The organism is Mucilaginibacter sp. UYP27, from assembly GCF_040547175.1.
Classification (GTDB): Bacteria; Bacteroidota; Bacteroidia; order Sphingobacteriales; family Sphingobacteriaceae; genus Mucilaginibacter.
Genome location: NZ_JBEPPE010000001.1, coordinates 1310035 through 1322970, shown reverse-complemented (window position 1 = coordinate 1322970; position 12936 = coordinate 1310035). Strand labels below are relative to the sequence as shown.

The window sequence follows — 12936 nt, the reverse complement described above, 5'->3', positions numbered from 1 at the left end:
CAACCTTTAACTAAAGTTTGTTTGAGCATGATACCCTCCAATCCATGAATAGACTTTTAGTACTTTTATTTGCTCTATATATTTCTTGCGGAATATTTTCAAAAGCTCACGCACAAAGTAGTTTGCAAAACATCTCATCTGTTAATGTAGATAATCTTTCAGACCAGCAGATTAACCAAATATTGCAACAGGCTTCTAAAGCCGGCTTAAGCGATGCGGATATACTACAGCAAGCACAGGCAAAGGGCCTGTCAGAAGGCCAGGTACAAAAATTACAGGCGCGCATCAAAGCCTTCAGGGATAATAACATCGGCCGGGGTTCAAATAACAGCGATACCACTGGCTTCACTCAAAGGCGTTTAAATTATCAGCCGGATAGTTTAGAGGATAATACAGGAAACCGAAAAGATTTGTCAGAGAAGTTAAAACCTAAAATATTTGGTGCAGATATTTTCAAAAATAAGAACAGTACGTTTCAGCCCAACTTAAAGTTGGCTACACCTGTAAATTATATCTTGGGGCCAAGCGACCAATTAAATATAAATGTTTATGGGCGCTCGCTGGTAAATTGGAAACTGGAGGTTAGCCCGGAAGGAAATATCAACATACCTGGTGCCGGTGTTTTAAACGTTGGCGGTAAAACTATTGAACAGGCTACAGCATCCATAAAAAATAAACTTGCGGCCAATAATTATTCAGTTGATAAGGGAACAACCGTACAGGTAACCCTCGGAAATATTCGGAGCATACAGGTTATTATGATTGGGCAAGTTGTAAAACCCGGCACCTATACCTTACCGTCTTTAGCAAGTGTTTTTAATGCCTTATATGCTGCAGGCGGCCCTAATGAAAACGGCAGTTTAAGACAGATAGAGATCATCAGAAATAATCGTATCATCCGACACCTTGATGTGTACGATTTTATTTTGAAAGCTGATCAAAAAAATAACATCACACTTCAGGACCAGGATATTGTGCGTGTGCCAACTTACCGCACAAGGGTAGAGTTTTCTGGTGAAATAAAAATCCCGGCTTTATTTGAGGTTTTACCTGGCGAATCCTTGGACAATGTGATTGCATTCGCCGGTGGATTTACAGACAGCGCTTACACCGCACGTATCAAGGTTTCGCAAATAAGTGACCAGCAACGTAAAATAACGGATGTTGTTGAAGCCGACTATAAAAATTACATGCCCTTACGGGGAGACAAATATATTGTGGAGCCTATTTTAAATAGGTTTTCAAACAGAGTGGTTATTGATGGCGCGGTTTTCAGACCCGGCATTTACGAATTGCAAGACGGATTGACCCTGCTGCAATTAATAACAAACGCTGCCGGGTTAAAAGAAGACGCATTTACCGAACGTGGCGTAATAACCCGCTTGAAACCAGACAATAGTACCGAGATAATTAGCTTTAACGTACGTGATGTGATCAATAAAAAAATTAATATCCCGTTGCAGCGCGAAGATGTGGTAAACATATCTTCCATTTTTGATCTGCGGGATAAATACGTTGTTACGATCAACGGGAATGTACGCAGGCCGGGGAAATTCGCTTTTGCCGCAAACATGAAGGTAGAGGATCTGATTTTAAAAGCAGGCGGTTTTACAGAAGGAGCCAGCACTAACCGAGTTGAGGTGGCACGCCGTATATCTGATGCCGATCCTAATTCAAAAAACAGCTCGGTTGCGCAAGTGTTTAGTGTAAATATTGATGGCGCGCTTAAGCCCGCGGATGCGAATTTTGTATTGTCCCCATTCGATATTGTTTCTGTTTACAACCTGCCTGGTTATGAAAAACAAAAAACTGTTAAAGTAGAGGGTGAGGTATTGTATCCGGGTAGCTATACCATAAAAAATAAAAACGAAAAAGTATCGGATCTGGTAGCAAGAGCAGGCGGGCTCACTGCCTCTGCCGATGCTACAGGTGGCTCTTTGAAAAGAGAGAACATTGCGATCCTGGGTATTGATAAAAATAAATCTGATACCATAGCAATTGAATTTGAACGTACCAACCAAAACAATCGGTTAAAAAGAACATATCGCGACTCTACCAATACCGAAGATAATCAGCAGCGCAATAATTATGTAGGGATAGAACTTGATAAGATTCTTAAAAAACCCGGCTCGAACGGAGACCTTTTATTAGAAGATGGCGACGTATTGAGAATCCCAAAACAACAGCAAGTGGTGCGTGTTAATGGCCAAGTGTTATACCCAAGCGCGGTTGTTTATGATAAGTCAAAATCGTTTAATGATTTTGTTTCTAATGCTGGAGGGTATGCACCACAAGCTTTAAAGCGTGCTGCGTACGTTGTGTATCCTAACGGTACAGTAAAAGGCACTCGCAAATTTTTATTTTTCAACAACCACCCCGAAGTAAAGCCCGGCAGCGAGATATTTGTGCCAAAAAAACCTGAGAGCAGAGGTAGTTCGTTGCAAACAATCTTAGGGTTATCAACAGGGCTGGCTTCATTAGGCGCTGTAATTTTGGGCATATTAAGTTTACGCAGATAGCGATTAGTACCTGTAAGAAAATGGATAATAAACACTCAGATGTAATTTCGTTAAGTTACATTATACTCAGGGTAAAACTGTTATTTGCCTACTTAATAAAAAAATGGCTTATTATTTTGGTATTCGGGTCAATAGGCGCAGCTTCAGGGTATTTTTTTGCTAAAGTTAAACGAAACACCTACTCGGCTGAATGTACTTTCGTTTTACAGGACGGAGATAAAGGCGGCCTTGGACAATATGCTGGTTTGGCATCCCTGGCTGGAATAAGCCTTGATGGCGGCGGCGACGGACTGTTCCAGGGCGATAATATTTTTGAATTGTATAAATCGCGCACGATGCTTGAGAAAACACTATTAAAAAAGGTGTTATTTAATGGCAAACCCCAATTATTGATTGACCGCTACATTGATGAAAATAAATTTAGGAAAATTTGGGCGGATCAAAAGTTGGGCAATATAAATTTCAATACCCCGGTTGATCGATTCTCGCGCGTTCAAGATAGTTTGATGACAGATATTGTAAAACGTATTAATAAAACAGCATTAACTGTTATAAAACCTGACAAAAAACTTGCCATTATCCACGTAACTGTTAAGTCTAAGGACGAGCTTTTTGCTCAGGCTTTCGCAAACGAAATTGTAAAAGATGTAAATGATTTTTATGTGCAAACTAAAACAAAAAAATCAACGATTAATGTTCAGCTTTTGCAAAAGCAAGCTGATAGCGTTAAGCGCGTTGTTAATCAATCTATAGGCGGGGTAGCAAGCTCACTTGACGCTGCACCCAATGCTAACCCGCAGATGCTAACGTTAAGGGTTCCATCACAACGTAAACAGGTTGACGTTCAGGCAAGCGTGGCTGTATATGGGGAAATAGTGAAAAACCTGGAAATTTCAAAACTTGGCTTGTTGAAAGAAACACCACTTATACAGGTGATAGATGCACCTATTCTTCCGCTCGAAAGCAATAAAATACCAAAAAAGATCGCCTTTATTGCCGGCTTTATGTTATTCGCTTTTTTAGCTGCAGCGTGGTTTGCACTGAAGTTTTTCACTCAAAAAAGTCAGCAGTCCTGACATGCCTGTAATGTTAAAGTTTAAAAGCCTCTTACGGCAAGTTTTCAAAAAAGACAATGATGGGATTCACGTCATTGATGGCAAAAAAAGAAATCTTAAATTATTGGTGCAGTTAGGATTATCTTTTGGATATAAGGGCCTGTCCATGATCTTAAGTTTTGCTATTGTACCTTTATCAATAAATTTATTGGGCTCAACTGAATATGGGCTTTGGTTAACCATATTTTCGTTAGTGAACTTCTTTTTGTTTTTTGATCTTGGGCTTGGTAACGGCTTAAAAAATAAAATTACAGTAGCCTTGGCCAACAATGAGATAGAAGAGGTGAAGCGCTACATCAGTACAGGATATATTGTGTTTGCTTCATTATCACTAATACTTATAGCCGGCTTATTCTTAACCACCAAATTGATTGATATAAAATCATTTATCGATACCGCGGGTATTTCTCCTAAAGATGTGGAACGATCTATTTTAACAATAGGGACAATCATTATCATTTCCTTTACACTCAACTTTGTGTACAACATTGCAGCATCTATGCAAAACATATCGTTCTCTAACCTTGGTATGGTGCTCAATAATTTAATTACAGTATTGATCCTTATTGCGTTCAATGTATTAAAAATAAAAGCAAACATCAATATGATGGCTCAAGTTATGGTTATATCCCTCATTGTAAGTATGGTAACAGCCAATATTATATTTTACAAAAAAAACCCTTCGCTATTGCCCGCTTTAAGGCACTTTCGGTCTGATTATTTGAATAATATACTGAAATTAAGTTTCGGTTTTTTTATTGTGCAGATCCAGGTGATAGTGATATCTTTTACCGATACCATCATCATTAATAAATACCTTGGCAACATTGAGGTGACCAAATATAGCCTGGTATATAAACTCTTTAATGCTGTTATAGTAATGCTGAGCCTTATATCTATGCCTTTGTGGACAGTTTTTACTGAAGCATTTGAAAAAAAGGACAACGTTTGGATAAAAAACGTATTTACACGATTTAATTATTTTGTGGCTGGGGTTGCTATAGTATTCATTTTAATGGGGGTATTTATAAATCCTATCCTTTACTTATGGGTACAAAAAAATTACGATATACCAGTATTATTAATAACAGGCATGGTGGTATATCACGTACTTTATGCCTGGAATTACAACTATTCGGTATTTCTAAACAGCATTTCGGCCATACGCGTACAGCTGCCTTATCTGTTTTTTACCATTATAGCCAACATACCCTTATGTATATATTTTATCCATTTAAATCTGGGTTCTGCAGGGGTTGTGCTGGCATCGGCGGTATGTATTCTACCATTTTCTATTTACGGCCCATACGTTGCATATAAACGGATACGCGCCAATACTTAAAAATAAAAAGAACATGCCCGTCAATTACAATATATTTCAAGATTTTAGAGCTAACTCAAAAAACGTAAAAGGGCAATTTGTATTGGTACTATATAGGCTCGCAGTTTGGGTGCGAAGCAATAAGTTGATCACCATACTTTTTTTTTGGTATCTCATCATATATATTTTTGTAGTAGAATGGTTTATGGCCATTGAATTATCATGGCACGTGAGGCCCGGCGAGAACCTCCAATTACATCACGGCTTTTCATTGGTGGTAAACCCAGGGGTTAAAATAGGTAAAAATTGCATTTTAAGGCACTGCACTACCCTGGGCAATAAAAAAAGCGCCGAGGGGGATTATAATAGCGGCTGCCCGGTAATTGGTGACAATGTAGATATAGGGGCAAATGTGTGTGTCATAGGCCCCATAACTATTGGTAATAATGTAATGATCGGCGCAGGTTCTATTGTCGTTAAAGATGTGCCATCTAATTGTGTAATAGCAGGTAACCCGGCTAAAGTTCTAAAATATTTATAATGCTGAATATACTTTATGTGTTTGGCGGCGAAAAAGCCTCCGGTGCCGAGAAAGTGATCGAACGCCTTATTAATCACAATTTAGAAGTTGTAAAACCACATTTATTTGTGGCCCCCGGAAGTTATGCTGACGAGCTGGTTAGCCGTAACGGTGATATTAAGATTACTATTGTCAACCCTTTGAAAAAGCTTAACAGAAGCAGTTCGGCTAAATTTACTTTTTTTTGGCAGGCTATAACAAACAATCTCAAAGTTGCTGCACAGGTTATAAAATACATTAACCGAAATCAAATCGACATTGTGCATGCCAATACCATAGTGCCTGCATTTTACCTGATCCCGGCAGTTACATATTTCAAAGTATTCAATAAAAAAATAAAATTTATATGGTCAGATCACGACCTGAAATACTTTTCGGCGTTCGAAAATAAGTTGGCCCAATTAGCTTTCAAAATTTTCGACCGCACGCTGGTAGTTTCTGACGCAGTAAAGGCAAAATACGCCAATAGTAAAAAAGTGTTAACATTATATAATGGCATTAACCTATCTGAATTTACGCCTAATGAGACGAGTAAGAATTTGTTCAGAACAAAGCATGGCTTTACAGAACATCAAATCGTTATAGGGCTTGCAGGAACCATCGAGCCACGTAAAGGTCAGTTGCAACTTATCAAGATATTCGAAAACTTAAATAAAACAAGTCCTGAGGCGCGCTTGGTGTTAGCGGGCCCACCTTCGGCAGACCACCAACAATATGTTAATGAAGTTTTAAATGCGGTGAATAGTGACTTGCACGTCACATATCTGGGTAAAATAAGCGACATGCCCGAAATGTATAACGGCTGCGATATTCTTATTAATAATAGCAATTTAACCGGCAGTGAGCCACTTGGTACAACCATTTACGAGGCAATGGCGATCAAGAAAATAGTAATAGCATCAAACACCGGCGGTAGCCCGGAGATTATTACTGACAATACCGACGGTTATTTATTTGAGTGCAACGATCAAAACGCGCTTTTGAAAAAACTGGAATACGTTATAGGGAATTTTAGTTACCTGAACCATGTGCGCGAACATGCAAGAGAGAAAGTATTTCGTAAATTTAATATCGATACGATGACTGATCAATATAATAGTATCCTCAGTTCGTTTTAACGCCCAGTCCGCGAAAAAAAGACTATAGTAAAAAATAGGATTATAGCCTGCCTGATAAACATGAAACTAACCTCAAGCTTACTATCAAATAAACCATCCTTATGTATTGATGCCAGGATGATACAACATTCGGGCATTGGCATGTACTTGCGTATGCTTTTGCCAATAATTTTACCAAAGTATAATAGTATATTACTTGGAGACCCAGCGTTATTGTCGGCATACAGTGACTCGGCCAAAATAATTTCTTTCCTGCCGCCTATTTATTCCATAAGCGAGCAAAAACAATACAGAAAGCTGATCCCAAAATGTGATCTTTTTTGGTCGCCGCATTATAATGTTCCGCTCTTTGTTGTACAAGCCCGTAAAAGGGTGGCAACAATTCATGATGTTTTCCACCTGGCATTCATCAAACAGCTCAGCATCAAACAAAAGATATACGCTAAGTTGGTAATAAACAGGGCATTAAGTGCAAGTGATCAAATTATCACTGTGTCTAATTTCTCTAAAGATGAGATAATTAGATTTGGCAGCGCCAAGGGGGCTGATATAAACGTGATTTACAATGGTGTTAAACAATATCCAATGGTTGGAAATTGGAAAGATGTTAAAGCTAAATATAAGCTACCTTCACAATACATCTTATATGTTGGCAATGTCAAACCCCATAAAAACCTACAAACGCTTGCAGAGGCTTATTTAAAACTCTCAGAAGAATTAAAAGAAACATATAAAATTGTAGTGGTTGGTAAAATTGACGGTTTTATAACGGGTGACGAAGATCTGCTACGCATAATCAACAACAACGATATTTTGAAACGGAGTATTGTGTTTACAGGTTTTGTTGATGACGATGATATGGACACGATCTATGCCAAAGCGTCGGTATTTGTTTTGCCATCCTTATATGAAGGGTTTGGCTTGCCGCCGCTTGAAGCTATGCTTAATAAATGCCCCGTGCTGGTGTCCAATCAAAACAGCCTACCTGAAGTATGCGGCGATGCAGCCTTGTACTTCGACCCACATGATCCGGCTGATATTGCCGCCCAGATGGAAAAAGTGTTATCAGACCAAGGCTTGCATTCCAGCCTGGTAACAAATGGCACAAAACGTGTGAAATATTTTACTTGGGACAAAAGTGCGCAACAACACATCAACCTTTTTAACAAATTGATATATAGCTAATAATGAAAGTAGCATTAGTACACGAATGGCTTACCGTTATTGGCGGGTCCGAAAACGTATTTAAAGAGATTGCATCCATCTACCCCGATGCTGATATTTTCACCCTTGTGGCCCGCGGTGAAACCATTAAAAAACTTAACCTTGAGGGCCACAAGATAACTACCTCGTTCATACAAAAGCTGCCATTCGCAAAAACTAAATACCGGTCTTACCTTCCGCTTTTTCCGCTGGCCATAGAGCAGTTTGACCTTTCTTCGTATGATTTGGTAATATCGTCGTCTCACGCGGTGGCCAAAGGCGCATTAACACATTCAAACCAAATGCATATTTGTTATTGCCACTCGCCTATCAGGTACGCGTGGGATTTGCATCACCAGTATTTAAAGGAATCGGGGCTTAACAAAGGCCTAAAAGGTTTTTTGGCAAAATACCTGCTTCATCGTATTCGTACGTGGGATATTATCAGCACTAACCGGGTAGACCACTTTATAGCTAACTCTAATTACATAGCCAGACGAATAAAAAAAATATATGGAAGGGAGAGTGTAGTGATTCACCCGAACGTTGCTACTAACGACTTTTCGCCCGTATTTACCAAAGAAGATTTTTACGTTACCTGCTCCAGATTTGTACCGTATAAAAAAATTGATCTTATAGTTGAGGCCTTTGCACAAATGCCCGATAAAAAACTGTATGTAATAGGCGAAGGCCCTGATTTTAAAAAAGTGAGTAAATTGGCAGCCACAAATACAATTCTGTTAGGTTACCAACCTTTTGATGTTTTAAAAAAATACATGGGTGAAGCAAAGGCTTTCGTTTTTGCCGCCGAAGAAGATTTCGGGATTTTACCTGTCGAGGCACAGGCTTGCGGGACGCCTGTAATTGCGTTCGGCAAAGGCGGCGCATTAGAAAGTGTTGTAGAAAATAAAACAGGCATATTCTTCTATGAACAGACTACAGAAGCAATAAAAAGTGCGGTTATAAAGTTCGAATCAAATAAAAATTTATTTGACTATCATGAAATTGTAAGCCATGCTAAATCATTTTCAACGAAAGTATTTAAAGATCAGATAGTTAACTACATCGATAAAATAATGAAAAACAATTGAGTGCGCTGTAGCGTTTCGAGTTAAACCACCGTATATACTTAAATAAGTATCGTACTTTTTAATTTAAAGTCATTTTAAGAAACTTATATTTGCAAAAATTTTACCCCCTCAAAATGCGCTACTCGAAATTGCTTAAGCCCCTTACATTTTTATGTGATCTTTTAATATTAAATATTTCCTTATCTATATCCAGCTTGCTGGTTCTAAAATACTATTCAGCAGAGATAGAGACAAGCGAATTTTATTTATTGGTTAATTTGACCTGGATTTCTATAGCCTCATTAACAAGAAACTACACTATTAACAGGCCATTAGTATTAAGCCAGAATCTTAACTATTTTTTGAAAACAGTTGTTTACCATCTAGTACTTGTATTGGGAGTAGTTTATTTTTTTAAAATTTTCGAGGTGAGCAGGCTACAGATGGTTGCTACTTATTTGTTGTTTTTTTTATTAATAATAATCCAACGTTCACTGATTTTTGAAATTCTGGACTATGTCCGTAAAAAAGGGTTTAACAACAAATTCATTTTAGTCCTTGGTAATAACGACATCGCTACCAGAGTAAGAAATTCATTCAAAAAACATCCCGAGTATGGGTACAGCTTTACGAAAAATATTTCTGAAGAGGAACTTTCACTTTTAACTCAACAAGAATTATTTGAACAGATTATTAGCACCGGTGTTAATGAGGTATTTATATGCTACAAATCAATGGATAAGATCTTTTTAAAAAATCTTGTAGATTTTGGAGATCAAAACTTGATTAAAGTAAAGTTTATACCAGACCTGATGCTTGAAAGCGCCAATCCAACAATAATTAATTACGGCAATTTCCCGGTTATACAATTATCTAACAACGTTGAACTTAGTTTTAATATCCTTGTATTTAAAAGATGTTTTGATGTTGTCTTCTCGTTAGCTGTGATGATTCCCGGTATGCCTATTTTTATTTTATTAATGTTGGCCACCAAGTTAACTTCAAAAGGCCCGGCCTTTTACGCACAGGAGAGAATTGGTAAAAATAATAAGCCTTTTAAAATTTATAAATTTAGAAGCATGTTTATAGATTCGGAAAAACTTGGACCACAACTTTCAAGTGATTATGATCCACGAATCACTAAATGGGGACGTATGATCAGAAAATCCAGATTAGATGAATTGCCACAGTTTTGGAATGTATTAAAGGGTGATATGTCTGTTGTTGGGCCCAGGCCAGAACGCCAGTTTTTTATTGATCAGCTTATGCAAAGGTCACCAAACTACAAGAAATTATTGCGCCTTAAACCAGGATTAACCTCAATGGGGCAGGTTAATTACGGATACGCTGAAAATGTTGACCAAATGTGTAATCGTGTACGGTATGATCTGTTATACCTAAATAATATTAATTTTAATAATGAAATGCGTTTGATATTTAAAACCATAAAAGTTATGACCCAGTTAAAGGGGAAATAAATTAGTACAATAATTTATTAAAAATTGAAAAGGGTGTAATTAATAATTATACCCTTTTTTGTGGGCCGAAAACAGCTACTTTATATAATTAAAAGTCATAATAGATATTTCGAAATAAACATCTTAGCCCAACGCTATTTGTAATAACCTAAAAGGGTTAGTAAGTGGCTGGGTGTTATTCGAATACTTGGGATCTCCTGAAAATGAGAATAAGTGCAGGCGTATCATTAAAGCGTCATTCACTAAAAGCAAACCGCCTAAAACGGTTATAGATGTTAAAAGCTTTCGTTACTTACTTTCAAAGTAATTAATAGGCGTAACAAAAAAGGATCCTTTTAATCAAACATTTACTTCATCAATAAACGGTTCCTAAACGTGTTAAAGCCTAACAATTATTCCGCTACCGGAAAAGCCGAAATTCTTAGCCTTGCGCCGCCCATAGGCACTAACGTTAACCGTGTTAAAGGTTCGGTATTTTTAAAAGGGCTTTGAGGCAGTACGCTGCATAAACCATACTGGTCAACGGTCCACTGCGGGATTTTTTTACCTGTGGCTACAAGGCGTATTGGCGCGCCAGTGTTGGTGAATGGGTTATTGTCTTTAGGCCATTCCTGCTCTATAACTTTGAATGACTTTTGGGGGTGCTGCTCATCAATTACCAACCCGTAGTTCCATGCTGATGCCGGGTGGATCTCGTACGAAGGCCATTTTTCAGGATCGGCACCTGCCTGCCAGCGCGAATCACCAATGGCTGTTTTTTTGCTATCCTCTTTAATGTATTTCTCGTCGATCTTTAGTGAGTATGTTAACGGGCCGTAGTTTACGCTAACGCTATTTTTATTTTTAGCCCATTGGCGCACTTCAATCTGCATAGGTAAATGCAGGGTTACTTTATCGCCGTTTTTCCAGGTTTTTGCCAGGCGTATATAATCGCCTTTTACGTTGCTAACTTTTACCGCCAAGCCATTTACTTTAACTGATGCTCCTTTACACCATTCGGGCACGCGTAAATACATAGGGAAGGTTACGGCTTTGGCTGTATTTACCGTAAAGTTCAGCTGATCTCTAAAAGGGTAACGGGTAGTTTCGGTAATAGTTACAGCTGTGCCATCGCCAACTTTTGCGTTTACCTGCCCCTGGGTATAAAGTTGGGCTGCCAAGCCATTATCGGGTGTGGCCATCCAGCTGTTTTCTGCATAATAAACCCAACCTGCAGCATGGTTGTGCTGGCAGCAACGGCTGCTAAAAGGGTTCATCATTAAAAACGGACCGCTGTTATCAATACCCGGGTTATGGTTTTTACCATCACTTACCACCATGTTTGGCGCTGTTAAATATCGCAACGATCTATAGTCGGGCATGAAGGCTGCCGAGAATGTATTGAAAGCCACATCCTCACAATTTGCCGCCCAAAAACTATCGCCTGTAATACCCAGCAGCATTTGGTCTGATGTCATTTGCTCAACCATACCACAAGTTTCAACGGCCTGGCGGGGGTCATCGTAGCCTTTGCGGGCATTCTCATCCGCACCAAACATGCCGCCCGGCACCTGCCCATATACATTACGAATCAGCTTAAAATCGTTATATGATGCCGCAAGATCTTGCGGTTTGTGGCTTTGCAGGTAAAAAGTGGCTGGCTCCCTAAAACATTGTGCCACATTTACATTGTGCCAGTTGGGCAGGTTGTTAGTTTGGCGCCAGTTGGCGGTATTTTTATCGAGCTTGGTAGCTAAGTCCAGCAGAAACTTATCTCCCGTACGGTTGTAAAGCCAGTAAACGCTGGCAATATTATCACCGCCGCGGCTGTTTTCCCAGTAATCCTGCAACAATTTATTATCAGGCAACGACAACTGGAATTTAAAATACCTGGTCATAAAAGGGACAACGCGAGGGTCTTTGCTGTACTCGTAATACGATTGCAGGCACCAAAGCATCGGCATATTTGTCCACAGGTCGCGGTTACCATCATGTTCAACGGCGGGGCCAAAATCGCCATTGTCGCGCTGATTACTTAATACGGCGTCTATCCAAAATTTAGCTTCGGCAATGATTTTTTTATCGCCCAGCATGTAGCCAATGTTGGCGTAACCTTTAAGCCAGTATGGCAATTCTTCCCAGCCATATTCTCCTTTGCCCTCTTTATTGAGCCAGGCATTATTGTTTTTAGACAGCCAGATACTTATTTCGCCCAAGTTGCCGGTAAGCCCGTCGCGCTGTAATTCAAGCGCTTTTTTTAGCCAGCCGCCAGCTTGTATGCTACCTACAGGCAACTTAATAAAATATGCCTTTTGCAATGGTGCGCGGTTGCTTACATAATTAGCGTTTAAGGTGCTATTATTTATTTTATTGAGCACGGCACCCCTAACGGCTTGGGCCGGGCACATTTCCATACCGGCCCAGCTTAATATTAACGATAAACTAACAATTTTACCAATAGTGTTTAAGTGATTCATTCGGCCGCTTTATTTTACTAACTCTAATTTATACAATTTTACTTGTTCCTGAAATAACTTTTCGATAGGTATGGTT

9 protein-coding genes are annotated in these 12936 nt (G+C 39.0%); 8 read left to right on the top strand and 1 reads right to left on the bottom strand.

The genetic code is table 11. The features are described 5' to 3' along the window. The first annotated feature begins 44 nt into the window (after positions 1-44). From ABIB39_RS05870 to ABIB39_RS05835, 8 genes are all read left to right on the top strand, one after another. Positions 45-2519, top strand: a complete 2475-nt coding sequence (locus ABIB39_RS05870) for an SLBB domain-containing protein (protein WP_354428137.1) — start codon at positions 45-47, stop codon at positions 2517-2519. 20 nt (positions 2520-2539) lie between these two features. Continuing rightward, on the top strand, positions 2540-3595 hold the full coding sequence (locus ABIB39_RS05865; RefSeq protein ID WP_354428135.1) for a GumC domain-containing protein: 1056 nt from the start codon (positions 2540-2542) through the stop codon (positions 3593-3595). Positions 3596-3740: 145 nt separating this feature from the next. Further along, positions 3741-4976 (top strand): lipopolysaccharide biosynthesis protein, encoded by a 1236-nt coding sequence (locus ABIB39_RS05860; protein WP_354428133.1) that lies wholly within the window; start codon positions 3741-3743, stop codon positions 4974-4976. Positions 4977-4989: 13 nt separating this feature from the next. Further along, the gene (locus ABIB39_RS05855) at positions 4990-5496 is read left to right on the top strand and encodes a serine acetyltransferase (RefSeq protein ID WP_354428132.1); all 507 of its coding nucleotides are present in this window, start codon (positions 4990-4992) and stop codon (positions 5494-5496) included. After that, positions 5496-6653: a glycosyltransferase family 4 protein gene (locus tag ABIB39_RS05850; protein WP_354428130.1), complete on the top strand. Its 1158-nt coding sequence runs from the start codon at positions 5496-5498 to the stop codon at positions 6651-6653. Before ABIB39_RS05855 ends, ABIB39_RS05850 begins: the two co-directional genes overlap by 1 nt. A gap of 60 nt (positions 6654-6713) precedes the next feature. Then, on the top strand, positions 6714-7838 hold the full coding sequence (locus ABIB39_RS05845; protein ID WP_354428129.1) for a glycosyltransferase family 4 protein: 1125 nt from the start codon (positions 6714-6716) through the stop codon (positions 7836-7838). Positions 7839-7840: 2 nt separating this feature from the next. Next, a complete protein-coding gene (locus ABIB39_RS05840; RefSeq protein ID WP_354428127.1) occupies positions 7841-8947 on the top strand; it encodes a glycosyltransferase family 4 protein in 1107 nt (368 codons plus the stop codon). A gap of 113 nt (positions 8948-9060) precedes the next feature. Continuing rightward, the gene (locus tag ABIB39_RS05835) at positions 9061-10404 is read left to right on the top strand and encodes a sugar transferase (protein WP_354428125.1); all 1344 of its coding nucleotides are present in this window, start codon (positions 9061-9063) and stop codon (positions 10402-10404) included. A 392-nt stretch (positions 10405-10796) separates the two neighbouring features. On the opposite strand, the gene ABIB39_RS05830 is transcribed toward ABIB39_RS05835, so the two are convergent. Then, positions 10797-12860 (bottom strand): beta-L-arabinofuranosidase domain-containing protein, encoded by a 2064-nt coding sequence (locus ABIB39_RS05830; RefSeq protein WP_354428123.1) that lies wholly within the window; start codon positions 12858-12860, stop codon positions 10797-10799. Positions 12861-12936 lie beyond the last annotated feature (76 nt).

Bases quoted from the DNA above. Each gene is read 5' to 3' on its own strand.
- ABIB39_RS05830 (WP_354428123.1), bottom strand. From the start codon at position 12,860: ATGAATCACTTAAACACTATTGGTAAAATTGTTAGTTTATCGTTAATA.
- ABIB39_RS05845 (WP_354428129.1), top strand. From the start codon at position 6,714: ATGAAACTAACCTCAAGCTTACTATCAAATAAACCATCCTTATGTATT.
- ABIB39_RS05870 (WP_354428137.1), top strand. From the start codon at position 45: ATGAATAGACTTTTAGTACTTTTATTTGCTCTATATATTTCTTGCGGA.
- ABIB39_RS05835 (WP_354428125.1), top strand. From the start codon at position 9,061: ATGCGCTACTCGAAATTGCTTAAGCCCCTTACATTTTTATGTGATCTT.
- ABIB39_RS05860 (WP_354428133.1), top strand. From the start codon at position 3,741: ATGATCTTAAGTTTTGCTATTGTACCTTTATCAATAAATTTATTGGGC.
- ABIB39_RS05855 (WP_354428132.1), top strand. From the start codon at position 4,990: ATGCCCGTCAATTACAATATATTTCAAGATTTTAGAGCTAACTCAAAA.
- ABIB39_RS05850 (WP_354428130.1), top strand. From the start codon at position 5,496: ATGCTGAATATACTTTATGTGTTTGGCGGCGAAAAAGCCTCCGGTGCC.
- ABIB39_RS05865 (WP_354428135.1), top strand. From the start codon at position 2,540: ATGGATAATAAACACTCAGATGTAATTTCGTTAAGTTACATTATACTC.
- ABIB39_RS05840 (WP_354428127.1), top strand. From the start codon at position 7,841: ATGAAAGTAGCATTAGTACACGAATGGCTTACCGTTATTGGCGGGTCC.